The following is a 17,425-nucleotide window of genomic DNA, read 5'->3' as shown; positions in this document are numbered from 1 at the left end:
TTTTGGTTCGGCACTGAAATACCTCCTACAAGACCTCCTACAAACGGAACAAATTACGAAAAAAACCTGAAAATATATAAATATAGTTAATACTTTAGGTAAATCAGGCGATAATACTAAGTAATATGACAACAAAGGTGGATTCAATGTCTGCAGGTATTTCTTTCAACAATTTGAGCATCACAAAAAAAATACACGCTATAACATGCATTGCCATAACGGCATTTGTCATTATCGTGGTGACGAACTATATCGCGATGAATGACAATAAAATCTCGCTCGACGAGTTAGAAAAGTCGTCTTATCAGGTAGTAAAACTTACTTCAGAAAATGTAGCATTACTCGAAAAACTAGATGAGTTATACACTCAAGCAGTCACGTTTGGTGAGTCAGACTTAGTCGATAGTGCTTCACAAACGTATAAAAAGATTAATGAAAACCTACAAAATATCATCAGCATTAACGACAGCTATGTGCAAGCCGATACAAAAAAACAATTAGAGCTTTATGCGCAAACCTCGTCGATGATTGCCACTTCAATGATCGATGGCACTGCTGACTTTAGTAAAATTCAGCAGCAAGCACAGCAAAAAACACAGCAATATGAGGCTGTTTTAGCGGGATTTAAACGTGCACAAACCCGTGCAGACGACCGCTTTTTTGAACTAGTGCAAGCAACTAAAGCCCGTTCAGACAATGCACTAAACTTAATGCTTATTGTGTCTGTAGTGTCACTGATTCTGCTTATTGCTACCTCAATTTGGATTGCTCGAGGAATTGGCTCATCAGCAAGTGCTGCGGCAAATAACTTACGTCTATTAGCTGACGGTAAAGGCTCACTAAGCACACAACTTGAAGTACACGCTAAAGATGAAATTGGCCAAGTGTCAATTAACTTTAATGCGTTTATACAGCTGTTAAAAGCGGCGGTACTTGAGGTAATAGCGGTTTGTGAACCATTAATGGAGAACTCAACGCGACTTGTGCAAGGTATGGAACGTGCAGAGCGCGCAACAACCAAACAAACATCAGATGCCGAAATCGTTAAACAGTCGATGGAAGAAATGCGTCAAAGTGTTGCTGATATTTCTCATTCAGCGGCAAATGCATCACAAGCTGCACAAACAGCCGAGCGCGAAGTTGAGCAAAGCAGAACGCAAATACAGCGCTCTGTGACTGAGTCAAAAACATTAAGTGATGAGATTAACCAAGCGGCATCAACAATTAACCAGCTGGCAAATGACACTAAAAATGTGACTCAAATCTTAAACGTAATTACCTCGATTGCAGAGCAAACCAATTTGCTTGCTTTAAATGCGGCTATTGAGGCTGCGCGTGCCGGTGAACAAGGCCGTGGCTTTGCGGTTGTAGCAGATGAAGTACGTGAGCTTGCCTCAAGAACGTCGCACTCAACTAACGAAATCAGGGAGCTGCTTTCAACTTTGACAACCGCAGCAAGCCATGCGGTAAATGCTATGAATTCGGCTCGTGATATGGCTACAAACAATGCCGAAGCTGCAGAAAATACAGGACAGTCTATTGATAAAATCTCTGAGCAGATTTTAGAAATTAACGGTATGAATTCGCAAATCGCCGCAGCCACCGAAGAGCAAACATCAGTTGCTAGTATGGTTGTTGAGAACGTGTCGAATATGCATATGTCGTTTGAGGAAACAATGGATTCATTGTCGGCGGTACGTGATGTCGCGAAAAACCTTCATTACCTTTCTGATTCGTTGCTCGACGCCACAGCTAAATTTAAAATTGAGTAATTTAAGCGAATAAAAAACCAGGCACATTTGAACTGCCTGGTTTTTTATTAATGAAAGTAAAGACTTAAAAAGTACCGACTACTTTAACTTTATCAGTTACTTTTGCTGCATCGATATAACCAATGGCGTCGCCGTTGGCTGCAACAAAATCAATAACAGCTTGATCGTTTGCTAGTTTCTCAGGTGGCGTACCTTTACCGGTAAATACCAGTTTTGACCAATAAGCGTTAAGCTGGCTGCCCGACTTACCAACCACCTTATCGTTAAACTCATCGCTTACGCTGTTGCCGTCTTGGTTTACCGGGTTTACTTTAGTGCCATCGTCAAACGATTTTGTCTTGCCAAGGTAAATCTTTTTGATTGTTCCTTCATCAATAGCATTGCCATTTGCAGGATTTACAATAACAGCAACCTCAGCAAATGCAGCGTGCGAGCAAAGAGTCATTGCTGTAGCGATTAATAATTTTTTCATCATGAGCTCCAATTAAAAAACTAAATCAACAGCAACAGCAACAACGTCGGTTTCTGTATCTGAAATGTCATCTTTAAAGCGGCTGAAATCTACTTTTAATGCAGCAGATGGGTGGAAGTCATAACGAGTACCAATGGTATACACATTGCTTTTTGCTCTAACGCCTTCAAGCACCTGATTAATACCCGCGTTTAAAGCAGGTACTGCAGGTAGCGCGTTGTAGCGATTGCTATCGTGTTTGTCGTCGTTATTTTCGTAAGTTAAGTGCACAATCCACTCATCCATACGGTAACCAACAGACGTGTAGTATTGAGTTTGTTTAGCAAGAGCACTGTTTTCTACTTCAAACTCAGTGTATTCCGCATCAAACAAAATGTCGTTGTAATCAATTGAAAAGCCCACAGCGAAGAAAGAACCATCATCTTCGTCTACCGCAATATCATCTGCTTGATCAACAAAGCCGGCAGCGCGAAGAGTTTGCTCAAGGCCATTAAGTGCAACACCTGCATCGGTGTCGTTTTCAATTGCAATTGTTGTATCGGCTACAAAGTACGCAGCACGAGCACTGAACCAGTCATAGCTCATCGTCCAGTTGATACCAGCAATATCATTAAGCTCTGTATCGCCATTAACCGATACCACAGCAATGTTGCCATCGAAGCTACCGTAAATAACTTGAACGGTTGAATCCCAATCACCTAATTGCGTGTTATGTAACAGGCTTAGGCCTTCATACGTTGAAAATGGAAGGTTATAAACAGATTGCGGCGGACGAACCCAACGGTAAGTGTAACCAACGTCTAAGAAGTCTGAATAACGGTAAAAAGGCACGCGCATTTTACCAGCACTTACTTGTAGCTCATCGCTGAACTCATAAGTTAAATAAGCCCATTCAAATTCAGCATCAAAATCATCACTACCACGCGCCACAATTTGTGCCGTAGCGCTCAGCTTTTCTTGTAAATCTGCAGAAAGCTGTAATGCGAACATACTTTCGTTTTTAAACGAAATATCGTCATCGTAACCGTAAAGAGTTGCGTCGTCGTCAAGGGCTTTACCGCCAACAATAGAAGCAAAGCCGTTTATGCGAACCTCTGCCATTGTGTTTGCAGACACAAAAGCAGCACATAGAGCCAATGCAATAGGAAGTTTTTTCATTGTGTATCCCTAGTATTTAGTATGAAAATGTTGATTTCGCTTAATATTATAGTCGTGCGTAGCGAAATGGGCGACACAAGTTACAGATAAATTGTAACTACATCAACGAATACGTCGTTATTTTTCACAAAAACGGTACTAAAAGTGGGGAAAGAGTAAAGTTGCGAGATGCGAGATGCGAGATGCGAGATGCGAGATGCGAGATGCGAGATGCGAGATGCGAGATAAGAGTTTCGAGATAAGAGTTTCGAGATAAGAGTTTCGAGATAAGAGTTTCGAGATAAGAGTTTCGAGATAAGAGTTTCGAGATACGAGATATGAGATGCGAGATATGAGATGCGAGATGTAGGAGGCGTTTTAACGCCGAACAAGTAGCAGCGATTTAACATCGCGTCCAAGCGCCTAGAACCTAGCGCCCAAAACCTAGCACCTAATGTCTTCATGCGTCTGAGGGCTTACGGCTGAAAGCTCTTGTTTTGTCGCAACTCGATTCTCGTTACTCGGACTTACTCCAACTTACTAAAATCAACTTCTGGTAGGCTCTCAAACCCTGGGCGAGCGAAGAAATACCCTTGCATTAAACTTACGCCGGCTTGGCGCAACCATTGATACTCTTCAACTGTTTCAATGCCTTCGGCAAGGGCAGTGATGTTGAGCTCTTCAAACATAGCAATGCAATGGTTCACTATGATTTGTCGTGCTTTATTTAAATGAATATCGCGTATCAGCTCCATATCGAGCTTAATAATATTGCTCTGAAAATCAGCCAATAAATTTAAACCTGAGTACCCAGAGCCAAAGTCGTCGGTTGCGGTAATAAACCCGAGTGATTGGTAATACTCAACAACACGTTTGATGTGCGTACTGTCTTCAACCTTTTCAACCTCGGTAAACTCAAACATAATTTGTTCTACCGGAAAGTCATATTGTTTAGCAGCTTCAAGGGTTGTTCTAATACAACGCTCAGGCTTGTAAATCGCGTTAGGTAAAAAGTTAATACTCAAAATAGAATCAAGCTTCAGCTTAGCTGCAAGCGAAATAGCTTTAATACGACAAAGCTGGTCGAAGGTATAACGGTTCTCATCGTTCACTTGTGAGATAACAGAATAAGCCGACTCATTATTAGGCCCTCTAACTAAAGCCTCATAGCCAAAAATATGTTTATCGGTGCAATCAATAATTGGCTGAAAAGCCATTGTAAAATCAAAACCAAGTTCTAATTTGTCTTTACAGTTATTGCAACCTGTTGGCTGGCAATGAGTTTGCTTGTCGTGCATGCTTACCTCAGACTAAAGTCTTCTTAATACATAATAGTGCTAGCAAATTGCCAATTGTGCAATGTTGTTGAGTTAAAAGTATAAAACCTCGCACCTCGTTCCTCGCACCTCGTCCCTAGCACCTCGTTCCTCGCACCTCGTTCCTCGCACCTCGTTCCTCGCACCTCGTCCCTCGCACCTCGTCCTTCGCATCTCGTCCTTCGCACCTCGCATCTCGTCCCTCGCATCTCGTCCCTCGCACCTCGCACCTCGTCCCTCGCACCTCGCACCTCGTCCCTCGCACCTCGTAACTACAACCTTCTTCCTCCCTCCAACTAACTTCTAATATCCATTCTAAAATCGTTGATTCTTAGCATCTAAAATCACATTTCATCCTTTGCGTTACCTAGCTTTAATGGTATTTTAGCGCCAAGCAATCTTGCCAATATAAAGGAAGTAACATGGCATCCAAAACCGTCGAATACTACAACCAAAATGCGCAAGCATTTGTCGATGCCACACTCGATGTAGACCTCAATGAACTTTATGACGAGTTCTTACCGCTGATCCCAAAAAAAGGCGCTTTACTCGATGCCGGTTGTGGCTCTGGCCGCGACGCTTTCATCTTTAAAGAGCGTGGTTATAGCGTAGATGCATTCGATATCAGCCCAGCTATGGCAAAGCTGGCGTCAGAATACTTAAACCAAGACGTAGCAGTAAACAGTTTTCTAGAGCTAAACGACGTTGCCAAATACGACGGCATTTGGTGCTGCGCAAGCCTTATTCACGTAGCAAAAAACGACTTAACCGACGCATTCAATAACCTTGCCCGCGCATTAAAGCAACAAGGCATCGTGTATGTATCGTTTAAATACGGCGACGGCGAGCGCGAACACAACGGTCGTGAATTTACTGACCTAAACGAACAAGCCCTTGAGAGTATTATTAAAGGCACCGACCTGTTTATCCTCAAGTCATGGCAAAGCGCCGACCAACGCCCAGAGCGCGCAACAGAAACATGGCTAAACGCCATTTTGCACAGAAGAACGATATAATAATTTATATGCGGTATAGCAGGCTGTACCGTAACTCTCCCAATATTGTATGGGTTTTAGAGTATAGCTCTACCTAAAATCCTATATTTGCTATAGCTTTTCATGCTAGATTGTTCCTAAACTAAATCGCCAATATTCAAGCTACAACAATGCGTTATGAGCATAAGTGGCAAATGTGTCGGCGTAAGCAGGGAACAGTTCATGAACTTTAAAGCACTTTTAAAAAGTACACATAAGGCTTGATTGATGATAGCCATGCAGCAGCAACTCGATTTTATTGCTTACATTCAGCGTATGCTGGTGGAAGGTGATTTTAGTGCTACCTATAAGTTTGCACTATTGCATGCCTTGGCTGATGTTTGTGTTGAGCAACCAATGATCTATGAAGCAAGCGAGTTAAACATTGATCTTGCTAAGCTTGCTGAAAAGTTAATAGAACTTTATTGGCACCATGCTGTGCCATTTTCTTCTGCTCATAGTGGTGAAAGTGCTTTACTAAAACAAAACTCGGGTGCGCAATCAAAAGTAATTGCAGTGCTATATGAGTGCCAGCAAAATAATATTCGTAGCTTGCGCCAGCTCAAATTAAGCCCTTATTGGCACACCACTTATAAAGCAGCTTTAGACACTTTAAAAACAGGCCCGTTATGGCGCTTACAAATTCTAGCCAAACAAGAAGAGTGCTTTTTATATCCGCACACAAAAGGCAAAAGCTACATAACTCTAAATGCAGGCATAGCCGCTTGCTTTAGACGCTTTTACGATTTAGTTGTGTACTTAGCTAAAAATGCATGGCTACAAAAAATTCAAAGCATTAAGCACAACCAATCGCTAATCGGCCCACAGAGCCAACTTCATGACTTTTTATTTGGTTTCGACCGCACAGCACTTAACAAAGCAAAACCAATTTTAGTCGAAATACAAAAAGGCCAGTGTTTTTATTGTCAAAAGCCACTCACAAGTGCGATAGAAGTTGATCACTTTATTCCATTTGCCCGCTACGCTAACGATTTAGGCCATAATTTTGTTGTTGCCCATCGAAGTTGTAATAACAGCAAACGCGACTTTTTAGCCGCACAATTACACCGTGAACGTTGGCAAGATCAAAACCTAGATCGCCACAGTCAGCTACTCACTGATGAACTAACTCGCTATTTTCATTGTGATGTTGATAAATCTCTTGCAGTAAGCAACTGGGCATATCAAGTTGCCAGCAGCAATGGCGCAAAACTTTGGCTTGCAAAAGATAGATTTGAGTTGGCGGGAAGTAATGTTGCTCACCAATTGCCAAGTAATGAACTTGGCTTAGTGGCGGACAGTAAGCCAACATTTGATCTTAAATAAAAAAATTGTAAGTGCAGCATTAGTGGGCAAGAACACTTTTCAAGTTTTGCCAATTACACATAACTTCTTTGCTTGATATTCAAGGGGAAATTATTTTGTTAAAAGTGACTTAAATAGCGATTTAGTGACTATTGAATTATAAATTGATACCATCTTGAGATAATTATATGTATTAATTTTTGAGCATTTTCATTGAATGTAATTGATTTTTTTTGTGGTTGTGGAGGCGCTAGTAAAGGTTTAGAACTTGCTGGTTTGAATGTTTCACTTGGAATAGATTTTGACCCAGACGCCGCTGCTACCTATCAGGCTAACTTCCCAAATGCTGAGTTTATTTTAGATGATGTTAGAAATATCAGTGTTGTAGACGTCATATCCAAAGTCCCAAACCTAACAGAGGAGCCTTTGTTACTTTGTACCTGTGCTCCTTGTCAGCCGTTCTCGAATCAAAATAATAAAAGATCTGAATCTGATATTAGGCGAACTTTACTAGACGAAACTCATAGGTTTATTTTGGCCTTAAATCCAGAGTACATTTTGCTTGAAAATGTGCCAGGTATGCAGAATGTAAACCCTGAAATTGAAGGTCCTTTCTGTCGATTCTTATCTTTTTTGAGTGATAATGGATATCAATATATTAAATTTATAGCAAATTCTGAAGATTACGGAGTTCCTCAGAAGAGAAAAAGGCTTGTATTAGTTGCAAGTAGACTAGGAGCAATTGATGAGCCTAAAAAAACTCATGGCGAAGACGGTCTTCCATTCGTGACAGTAAGAGATGCCATTGGTATGTTACCTCCTATTAAAGCAGGTCAAACATGTGACAAAGATCCAATCCATAAGTGTTCTAATTTGCAAGCTATTAATATAGAAAGAATTAGTTTAACACCTGAAGGTGGAGATAGACGCGATTGGCCAAGCCACTTGATAAATAAAGCACATAAAGGCTATAAAGGTCATTACGATACTTATGGCAGAATGAGTTGGGATAAGCTTTCTCCCACACTAACGACAAAGTGCCATGGCTATTCTAATGGGCGTTTTGGTCACCCAGACACAAACCAAAATAGAGCAATAAGTGCTAGGGAAGCAGCAAATATCCAAACATTTCCTAGTGACTATATTTTTAAAGGTGCGCTAACATCTATTACTAAACAAATAGGTAATGCTGTACCATGTGAATTAGCAAGAAATTTTGGTTTAGGAATTTTACATCACTTCAATCAAGTTCAGGAAGGACAAAATAATGGCTCAGATTAAAACAAAAGCAAGAGCTTTAGATATGTTAGGTAGGCAGCAGATCGCTGGTATACCAACTGCTTTGAGTGAATTATTTAAGAATGCTCATGATGCATATGCAGATAATGTAGAAGTTGATTATATTCGTAAAAGAAATTTACTGATTCTTCGAGATGATGGTTTAGGAATGACTCGAGGTGAGTTCGAAGAGCGTTGGTTGACTATCGGAACAGACAGTAAATTTGTTGATGAAAATAGTATTGCTTTACCTGCAATAAACACAAATAAAAAGCTACGTCCAGTAATGGGAGAAAAAGGAATTGGGCGTTTATCTATCGCCGCCATAGGTCCTCAAGTGCTTGTTTTGACAAGGGCAAAGAGAGAAGATGGTTTATCTAGTTTGGTTGCTAGTTTTATCAACTGGACTTTATTCTCTCTTCCCTCTCTAGATTTATCCGATATAGATATTCCTCTCATAGAAATTAAAAATAGTGAGATGATAACGAATGAGCAGTTTTTAGAGTTGTTATCTCAAGCAAAAGAAAATGTAAAATCACTTAATCATAAAATATCTCAGAGTAAAATTGATTCTGTTATTCATCAAATCGATTCGTTTGAATTTAACCCCGAAGTTTGGTACAGAAATTTAAAAGCTTTTGACACAAAGGTTGATGAACAATTAGAAAGCGAAGGCATAGTATCAAATAGAAAGCTCTACTTAGACGAAGATGGATTTGGTACTCACTTTGTTATTTCTCCTGTTGATGAAATCTTAAATGAAGAAGTGGAAGGCGACTTACACGCAAAAGCAGCTACAGATCAGGCTTCTCGTTTAGAAAAAGCCTTACTTGGTTTTACTAATACAATGGATCAACACAACAAGCCACCCATCGTAGCTCGTTTTAGAGACCATACAACAGATGGCTCCGTCATTGATAGAATAAGTGAATCGATATTTTTTACTCCAAACGAATTTGAACAATCAGATCATCATATTAAAGGGTCATTTAACGAGTTTGGTCAGTTTACTGGTACAGTAACCATTTACGGTGAAGAAAAAAGAGAATATGTATTGTCTTGGCCAGATGGGCTTAATAAACAAGTGTCTTGTGGTCATTTTAAGATTAACTTAGCTATCATTATGGGTACAGCTAGGGAGTCAAAATTACCAAATAACTTATGGCAAGAGATTTACAATAAAACTAATAGAATTGGTGGATTATATATTTACAGAGATGGAATTCGAGTGTTGCCTTATGGAGATTCGGACGTTGATTTCCTACATATAGAGCAAAGGCGTAGTAAATCTGGACAAGCATTCTTTTCTTACAGAAGAATGCTTGGCAGTATTGAGCTAACTAAAGAAAATAATTATGCTCTTCACGAAAAAGCAGGACGTGAAGGTTTTATTGAAAATAAAGCGTATAAGCAATTTAGATCAATTTTAGAAAATTTCTTTATTCAAACAGCTCGTGATTTCTTTAATGAAAAAGGTGATCTTTCAGACCAGTTTGTACAAATTAGATCAAGACATCAAGAAGCGTACGATTTATTGAAAAAAAGAGAAAATTTAAAAAGTACGAAGAAAAAAAAGCTGCAAGAGAAGCTAGAGCAATTTTTTGAGCGCTATGATAATGACTTTTGGGGGAGAGGAATTGCAAGTTTAACCAATAAAATTAACTATAAATTTGATAATTTTAATATTGGTTCTGACTCTGTCGATGATTTTATTTTTGATATTCAAGAATCTTTATCAAACGGAATAAAACCACTTGTTAGTAACCTCCACATTACGTTTCCTTCAGGTATAGGGTTTGGGAAACAGCTTACCGATTTATGTGATAAATATATAATTAAAAAAGAAATAATTGAAAAAGATATTTATGATTATAAGGAACAGATTGAGAAGCGTTTAGTAGAGTTTGAAGATAAATTTGGTAATCGAACGGGTATGCGTAGGAGATTTACTGACTCTATTGATACACAAACTGAATATCAACAAAAACAGCTAAATACGGTTTACAACAAAGCAAGTAAAGTATTGGAAGAATTGGAAAGTTGGACGAAAAGTGAAATTTCTAGAAATAGAGAATTAGCTAGAACAACTTTAGAACAGGTTAAACACGATTTATCTTCTGTTAGTTTTAGTGAAAAGTCAGCTCATGAATTATATGAACTTAAAGCATCGCTAGAAAATAAAATTACTGAAACTGCGAATCTCGTTCTCGATAGAGTAGAGCATTTATCAGAGCAAATCCAAACTATAAAAGAAGGTAACGAGCAGAATTCAATCTCAGGTAATAAACTCACAGAGATTCTTGAGTCAGAATATGAACATTTAAAAGAAGTCAATGAGCAAAACTCTGAGATGGTGCACTTAGGAATGGCTATTGGAATAATACACCATGAATTTAGCGGTAACGTACTAGGAATAAGGCATGCTTTAAAAGAAATGCAGCCATGGGCAAATAAAAATGAGAAGCTTAATCTGATATACCAAGATATCCGAAGTGGTTTTGAGCACCTTGAAGGTTATCTAAAATTATTTACTCCACTTACTAGAAGGTTAGCCAGAAAAAAAGTACGAATAACAGGGAAAGCGATATCAGATTTTGTTGATAGTGTTTTTTGGGAACGATTGGCAAATGAAAACATTGAATTGAAAGTAACTGATAAATTTTTAGAGCAGAGTTTACTCGGTTTTACTTCTACTATTTACCCCGCAATAATTAATCTAATCGATAACTCAATATTTTGGCTAGGAAAAGCCAGTGGAGAGAAAACGATAACCTTAGACGCTAGCAAAACGGGGTTTATAATTAAAGATTCTGGTCCAGGCATCCCAACGATAGATAAAGATAATGTGTTCGAATTTGCTTTTTCCAGAAAAGTTGGAGGTCGAGGGATGGGCTTATACGTGGTAAGAAAAACACTGGAAGATGAAGGGTTTGAAATATCTTTAGCTCCATATAATCCTAATGAAGGCGCATGCTTCACAATTACCCCAAAACAAGAACAAGATAAAATTGATACAGAGGCGTAAAGGATGACACAAGTATTAAACTTCAAAGATAATTCAAAAAAAATTGCACAGCACTTTTTACAATCGGTGGTAGCTGTTGATGATAATATTAGATTTGAACCAAGGCCCGCAGTAGATAAAGACGAACTAAAAGTACCTAATGATACAGGCTTAGGTGAGCTTGACGTTAAAAACGACGATAAAGCAGTTAAACCTTTGGATCATGGACTTTACTATCAAGATTTATCTCATGAGTTTGCTCGTAAAGGGATCATATGCGGTGGGGTTTCCCCAAAACAGGGGGATTTGGACTCTTCAATTGATGCTGTTGTCAATACTTCGAAAAATTCGGATATCACAATATTAGATTGGCAGATGGAGGTTGCTGAGGCTGACGGAAAATTTGCTACAGATGTGATTAAGAAAATTTCAGAATTAGACCAGTCTGAAGGAGGACGAACTCGTTTAATCTGCATCTACACTGCAAAAGATACTAAAGCCGTTGCAGATACTCTAAACAATTCGCTGAAATCCCTTAAACCCACATTGAAAGACTGTACGATAACATTTAGTACTCTTAACTTAACGCATTGGAAAATAGAAGTTGTAGATAAGGGTGACATTCAGGAAATTGCTTTGTGTAATTACTTGGTTAATTCCTTTACAAATCTAACAACAGGTCTATTGTCTAATGCTGCTTTAGCTTCAATAGCGGCTATACGTGATAATACTCATCATTTGTTGCATAAATTTAATAGCGGTCTAGATACAGCTTATTTATCACATGTTTTAGGTTTGATCTCTTCTCCAGATATGCGTGAACAAGCTAATGAGGTAGCATTTGATTATGCTGTGGATTTGATATCTGAGGAGTTAAAATCAGAATTACAGATAAGCCAAATAGTTAAAGACAGTCTTTCAAAAGAAGTACTAGAAACGTGGCCTAAACATATGAGCCCAAAACAAAAATCTCTTCGTTTTAAGATTAAAATGGGTCAGGAGAAAGTTGAGTTTAATAATGAGACTATGAAGCAACTCCTATCTGCGACGAAAGAAGAGGACTTAATTAATGTTTTAGAAAATAATTTAAAGTTAAAAGGCGATGGAGATAAATCTACTTTAGATTTTTTTAATAAGGCATTGATTCAATTGACATTTGATAATTATGATACAGTACCTTTACTTGATTTTTGCTCATTAGAAAGTACCAGGCGAAATTTACTTACATTAAATGATCATATACCAGTGTTAAAGCAAGGAACTCTAATTAAAGAAAAAACAAATGATGAATATTATCTCTGTATTCAGCCTCTTTGTGATACTGTCAGGCTAAAAAAAGGTTATCAAAATTTCACTTTTTTGAAGACGAGTATAAGTAATAGTGACTTTACTCATGTAATGAGAAAACTGGATGGCCATTTGAAACTAAAAATAGCACCTTCTGCTAAGAATATAAAAACAATCCACTTTCTAGTTAATGATGACAAGAAAGCCGTATTATCAGCAATCAATGAAACTGGGACACCTGAGTTTTTTAGCGGCAGTAATGAAAAACCTGTTTTATTCGAATGGTGTGGAGAATTTAAGTTCACAATATCTCAAGCGGTAGTTAATGGCTTAGCAGCACAATTAGCAAGAGTTGGTTTGGATTCTTTTGAGTGGCTTAGACAAAAACAAAAATAGAAGTTTGAATGCCATTTCATTTGATGTATTTGTTAGTAGCTTCTAACTATCAGAATTGGCATTTTTCTGGAGATAACAAGTCTTATGTACTTATTAGTTATTTAGGTTAAGCATAGCGAAGACTGGACCTTGATTATGATGCGGTTTTCGTGGTTCAGCTCGTAATTGTGGAAATGATCTTTAAGTTTTACCGCAAAGCTGATTGCGAAATTTTTATATTGCAAGTTTTCGCTTGAATTTGGAATTGCATCAATTGCATACTTAACCAACTTACCTAAAAAGCGCGAAAGTTAATTAGTCGCCCCTGCCGATGCAAGTCGGCGTTTACTTCTCTTTGGTTGCCGTCGCCAACGCGACATAACTAAATAAATAGTTAAAAGGTCACTTTTTCCTCGCCCTGAATTTGGTACAATGTGGCCTACCAAATTACACAGATGTAATGTTATGAATAAATGGATTTTAATACTCGCTACTTTGCTTGCGAGTTTCTACACGGTTGCTGAAGAGCAATATTCAAAAAGTCGCTGCGATAGTATTGAAGCTGAGCGTGAGAGCATTCGTAAAAGAATGAATCGTAGCTATACGGCTAGGCAAGGTGAACGTTGGAATCAGCGTTTAGATGAGCTTTTTACGCTGCTGGCGAGACACTGCAAACACCCAAAAAGAAGCTCTGGTAATGGCGGTAATTATACGTATCGCTCTAACCCTACCGCACTTTTAAACACCAAAGTACATAACTCTACGGTGTATTCAAATTCATATAATGACGATAAAAAACGCCATGCTTGGGGTCAATTTTATCAATTACCTGATCGCTGTAGAGCGAAAAATATTCAGCAAGCTGATTTTGTATGGTGTAGTGAAAATAAAGCTGAGCAAAAGGCGCTATTTGAATCGGCTTGGAGCGGTAAACAGAAATCAGAATACAAAGATGTAGTTATTACAGTAAAGCCAACCATTACAGAAATAAATGCCAATAAAAAACCAAACAAAGTTGTAATGAATGACCCGGTAATTGAACTGCCAATAAAACAAGCTTCGCCGCCTTTAGATGAGAGTGTCAGTCCGCAATTTACAAAGTTGAATGACCTTAAAATTTGGCAATTAGCCTTGGCTGGCATTGCAGCCATGTTTTTTGTGTTTGGTCTTTATCGTTGGTTTAAAGATTGATGTTTCACGGGCTAAAGCCCGACCTACAATGCCTCGCATCTCGCATCTCGCATCTCGCATCTCGCATCTCGCATCTCACATCTCACATCTCACATCTCGCAACTCGCAACTAAAGCACCAATACCTCTCCTTGTAAACTCGGTGAGTCTGCAATACTGGTTTGGAGTTGTTCTATCAACAACTGGGCATTCGCTGATGGTGTGCGTGAATGTGGCCAGAGAGCGTAAATTGGCCTTGCGGGAATGTTGAGGGGGGAGTCGATATAACTAAAGTTGCTGGTGTCGTCTATACAGCAAATTTCGCTCATGGGTAGTAAGCCAATGCCATAGCCTGCTTCAACCATTTTTCTGGCGATTGTAATATCAAAGCAAAAGCTTATATGTTCATACTCGGTTTTTAATTTATTTAGCAAACCGCTGGGTAATTGTGACTCTGAATAGGGCAATATCAGCCTTGATGTTGGGGCACCTGTCTTTTTAATCAGCTTTATTGCGATCATGCCTAGGCGCTTTTGAAAATAACTTGAGTCTTGTTGTTCGCCAATGCGAATGGCTAAGTCAAAACGTTTTTGGCTTAGTTGGCTGTTGGCATTACTTGGGTAAATGTGGAGGTTTAACGCAGGGTTTGCTATTGCAAACTGATTAACTGCCGCCATCAGTGGGCCCGCAATGATGTTTTGTGGGCACAACAGGTAAAACTCTTTTGCGGCGGGCGAGTCATTTAATTGCTCAAGCTGGCTGTTAAGAGCAAGCACCTGCTCGCCTAATTCGTTATACAGTGATTCACCTTTGGCGGTTAACACAATGCCTCGGGCTGTACGTTGCAGTAATGGCTCAGCGAGTTTTTCTTCTAACGCCTGAATGCGCCTTGATAGGGTCGATAGATTCAGTCCTAAATCTTTTGCTGTTTGGCTCATGCTTTTACGGCGCGCTATTTCAATAAATAAATGCAGATCATCCAGCATACGACTCCCTCAATCTTAGTTTGCATTTTCGTGACTGTTGCCACTTGGCCTGTGCAAATATAGTAACGCCAAGGAGGACATATGAAAATTCATTTTACTTTTACTGCGGCATTTTCGTTTTTAATGTCGTTTTTACTTTCGGCATGGGTCACTTATGTCAACTTAGGGCTAAGCGATACATTTTTTCTAAGTTGGATGAAGGCGTTTGCTAATGCGTGGCCTGCTGCGTTTGTGGTGGCTTTTACGGTTGCCCCGCCTATTCGGGCATTGGTTTTAAAGTTATATAGTAAGGAGTCAGTATGATTAATATCGTGGCAAAAATTACACCAAAGGCGGCATTATTTGACGACTGTAAAGGGCGTTTACAGGGCATATTAGCAGCCACTCGCGCAGAGCCTGGTTGTAATCGTTTTGAGTTGTTTGCGAGTAAAGAGCAGCGTTGTTTGTTTTTAGTTGAGCAGTTTGCATCGCAAGCCGCCCTTGATGAGCATTATGCTCAGCCTTATACCCAAGCTGTGTTCGCGTTTTATGAAAATGCCTTGGCGGAGCCTGTTGAGGTAGAGAAGGTGGAGGTGTGTTGAGAAAAAGTTAGCAAGATGCGAGGGAAAGGAGCTAGGCTCTAGGGGCTAGGTACTAGGGGAAAGTCGATCTGTGGGGTTGTTTAGGTCGAGTTTTCTCTCTGTAATAACAACCTTGTAGGAGGTATTGTAGGAGGTACTTTAGTGCCGAATGAAACATAAAAGAGCGATCAGCCGTCAGACAAAACAGGTCACGCCGACAGCTAAAAAACTAGGCTACTGGGGAAGTACTGCTATTCGTAGCCTAGTTTAACAAGGTTGAAATGGTTACAGCATATGCAGGATTTGTTTGGCTTTTTCGCGGGTTAAACACGCGGCCATTGGGCGTTTTGCAAACAACTTGGCTGAGACTGTTTGTTCTTTGCCCATGTATTGGTTATGCAGTGTTTGCACATTGACTTTGCAGGTCACCGAATGGCTGTTTTCTACATAACGAATTTCTACTCGCTCTACTTTTTTAATTAAGTTTTTATAAGGGTAGCCTTCATCGGTATCAAGCTGAGTAATTACGGGTTGGTTGGCGTAACTAAAGCTTGTGGTAAATAAAATTAATAAAATAACTTGGTATTTCATGGTGGTTGTCCTTATCTTGTCGCGGTTGGCAATATGAGTATTACTCGTGTCACCACTACTGACAAACGATTAAAAATTGCCTATGCTTAAGTTTTTGTTAACTATAAAAGCGTATGCAGTTACCCCCATTAAAAAGCCTTTGGTATTTTAAGCACGCGGCAGAGTTAGGTAGTTTTAAGCTAGCGGCAGAGCAATTGTTTGTTAGCCAAGCTGCGGTTAGCCAACAAATTCGCTTGTTAGAACAACAGCTTGATTGCAGCTTGTTTACTCGTCATACCCGTTATGTTGAGTTGACTCGCCAAGGCGAACAGCTATTACCCCATGTACTTAAGGGATTTAGTCATTTACAGGCAGGTGTGCAGGCTGTTAGCCAAGATAGCCACCCGAATACGTTAAACTTAACTGTGCTGCCTTCGTTCGCCAGTGGTTGGTTACTGGGACGTATTAGTGATTTTCAAAACAAATACCCCAATATCAAAGTGCGTATTGAACCGAGCGATCAACTTGCCGACTTTTCAGCGGGGCAGGTTGATTTAGGTATTCGATATGGGCAAGGTAGCTACCCAGATTTACACAGTGAGCTTATCAGCGACGATAGCCTATTTTTGGCTTATAAACCCGGTGCTATTGATGTTAATAAACCTCTTAAACCGCAGATTCTGGCACAAAAATTAATTAAAGATGTGTGCCCTGATGCTGAGCGCGGTTGGTCAACTTTGGCTCAGCAATTAGCAGTAAGCCCAGATGCGCTTCCCGCACTTGAAATTGATAATGCAGCATTGGTTATTCAAGCCACGTTAGCAGGGCAAGGTATTGCATTGGTAAGACGGCGCTTAATCGAAACTCAACTTCAACTTGGTCAGCTAGAGATTTATCCAAGCTTTGAATATCACTGCCAATTTAAGTATTACCTTGCAGCGCCTACCGATCATTTTAAATGGCAAAAAGTACAGCTGTTTAAAGCTTGGTTACTTGAGCAGTTTGCTATGGATGATCAGCAGTTTGATAGTGGAAATAATTAACCTTAAGCCCTTCATGATTATTGCTCGTTCGCTATGTAAAATTGTTAGGCAGGTAATTTGTCATTCTTTTAGATGAATTTGCCGCAGATTTGTTGCAGTTTTATTAGAAACTGATAA

Annotated in this window: 15 protein-coding genes; 10 read left to right on the top strand and 5 right to left on the bottom strand. The window is 39.4% G+C overall.

Annotated elements, in window-relative coordinates; genetic code table 11:
* Positions 1-146: 146 nt before the first annotated feature.
* Positions 147-1,772, top strand: coding sequence for a methyl-accepting chemotaxis protein (locus AADY36_RS17915; protein ID WP_054563205.1), 1,626 nt, complete (start codon positions 147-149; stop codon positions 1,770-1,772).
* Between the two features lie 64 nt (positions 1,773-1,836).
* Here AADY36_RS17915 and AADY36_RS17910 read toward each other — a convergent pair whose 3' ends face one another.
* From AADY36_RS17910 to AADY36_RS17900, 3 genes are all read right to left on the bottom strand, one after another.
* Positions 1,837-2,244, bottom strand: a complete 408-nt coding sequence (locus AADY36_RS17910; RefSeq protein ID WP_054563206.1) for a hypothetical protein — start codon at positions 2,242-2,244, stop codon at positions 1,837-1,839.
* A 12-nt stretch (positions 2,245-2,256) separates the two neighbouring features.
* Positions 2,257-3,402: a porin gene (locus tag AADY36_RS17905; protein ID WP_055022127.1), complete on the bottom strand. Its 1,146-nt coding sequence runs from the start codon at positions 3,400-3,402 to the stop codon at positions 2,257-2,259.
* Positions 3,403-3,908: 506 nt separating this feature from the next.
* A complete protein-coding gene (locus tag AADY36_RS17900; RefSeq protein ID WP_239963540.1) occupies positions 3,909-4,679 on the bottom strand; it encodes an EAL domain-containing protein in 771 nt (256 codons plus the stop codon).
* A 440-nt stretch (positions 4,680-5,119) separates the two neighbouring features.
* Between AADY36_RS17900 and AADY36_RS17895 the strand changes: the two genes are divergently transcribed.
* The 6 genes from AADY36_RS17895 to AADY36_RS17870 all read left to right on the top strand — a co-directional run bounded on the left by AADY36_RS17895 (position 5,120) and on the right by AADY36_RS17870 (position 14,171).
* Positions 5,120-5,713, top strand: coding sequence for a class I SAM-dependent DNA methyltransferase (locus AADY36_RS17895; RefSeq protein ID WP_342409402.1), 594 nt, complete (start codon positions 5,120-5,122; stop codon positions 5,711-5,713).
* 255 nt (positions 5,714-5,968) lie between these two features.
* Positions 5,969-7,057, top strand: coding sequence for an HNH endonuclease (locus AADY36_RS17890; protein ID WP_342409401.1), 1,089 nt, complete (start codon positions 5,969-5,971; stop codon positions 7,055-7,057).
* A 192-nt stretch (positions 7,058-7,249) separates the two neighbouring features.
* Positions 7,250-8,317: a DNA cytosine methyltransferase gene (locus AADY36_RS17885; RefSeq protein ID WP_342409400.1), complete on the top strand. Its 1,068-nt coding sequence runs from the start codon at positions 7,250-7,252 to the stop codon at positions 8,315-8,317.
* On the top strand, positions 8,304-11,339 hold the full coding sequence (locus AADY36_RS17880) for an ATP-binding protein (protein ID WP_342409399.1): 3,036 nt from the start codon (positions 8,304-8,306) through the stop codon (positions 11,337-11,339). Before AADY36_RS17885 ends, AADY36_RS17880 begins: the two co-directional genes overlap by 14 nt.
* Positions 11,340-11,342: 3 nt before the next feature.
* Positions 11,343-13,001 carry a response regulator receiver domain gene (locus AADY36_RS17875; protein ID WP_342409398.1) on the top strand — a complete coding sequence of 553 codons (1,659 nt, stop codon included), beginning with the start codon at positions 11,343-11,345 and terminating at the stop codon, positions 12,999-13,001.
* 444 nt (positions 13,002-13,445) lie between these two features.
* Positions 13,446-14,171, top strand: coding sequence for a hypothetical protein (locus tag AADY36_RS17870; protein WP_342409397.1), 726 nt, complete (start codon positions 13,446-13,448; stop codon positions 14,169-14,171).
* Between the two features lie 109 nt (positions 14,172-14,280).
* Here AADY36_RS17870 and AADY36_RS17865 read toward each other — a convergent pair whose 3' ends face one another.
* The gene (locus tag AADY36_RS17865; RefSeq protein ID WP_342409396.1) at positions 14,281-15,135 is read right to left on the bottom strand and encodes a LysR family transcriptional regulator; all 855 of its coding nucleotides are present in this window, start codon (positions 15,133-15,135) and stop codon (positions 14,281-14,283) included.
* A gap of 81 nt (positions 15,136-15,216) precedes the next feature.
* Between AADY36_RS17865 and AADY36_RS17860 the strand changes: the two genes are divergently transcribed.
* Together AADY36_RS17860 and AADY36_RS17855 are read left to right on the top strand one after the other, a co-directional pair.
* Complete coding sequence (locus AADY36_RS17860; protein ID WP_054563225.1) at positions 15,217-15,438, top strand: DUF2798 domain-containing protein; 222 nt, start codon at positions 15,217-15,219, stop codon at positions 15,436-15,438.
* Positions 15,435-15,716 (top strand): putative quinol monooxygenase, encoded by a 282-nt coding sequence (locus AADY36_RS17855; protein WP_342409395.1) that lies wholly within the window; start codon positions 15,435-15,437, stop codon positions 15,714-15,716. Before AADY36_RS17860 ends, AADY36_RS17855 begins: the two co-directional genes overlap by 4 nt.
* A gap of 264 nt (positions 15,717-15,980) precedes the next feature.
* Here AADY36_RS17855 and AADY36_RS17850 read toward each other — a convergent pair whose 3' ends face one another.
* Entirely contained in the window at positions 15,981-16,286 is a 306-nt protein-coding gene (locus tag AADY36_RS17850) for a hypothetical protein (protein WP_342409394.1), read from the bottom strand.
* A gap of 113 nt (positions 16,287-16,399) precedes the next feature.
* Here AADY36_RS17850 and AADY36_RS17845 point away from each other — a divergent pair, with 113 nt between their 5' ends.
* Positions 16,400-17,308 carry a LysR substrate-binding domain-containing protein gene (locus AADY36_RS17845; protein WP_342409393.1) on the top strand — a complete coding sequence of 303 codons (909 nt, stop codon included), beginning with the start codon at positions 16,400-16,402 and terminating at the stop codon, positions 17,306-17,308.
* The last annotated feature ends 117 nt before the right edge of the window (positions 17,309-17,425 follow it).

The organism is Pseudoalteromonas sp. D15MCD-2 (assembly GCF_038562745.1).
Taxonomy (GTDB): Bacteria; Pseudomonadota; Gammaproteobacteria; order Enterobacterales; family Alteromonadaceae; genus Pseudoalteromonas.
Note: the sequence above shows the minus strand (reverse complement) of the source record. Positions and strands in the feature narration are given on the sequence as shown.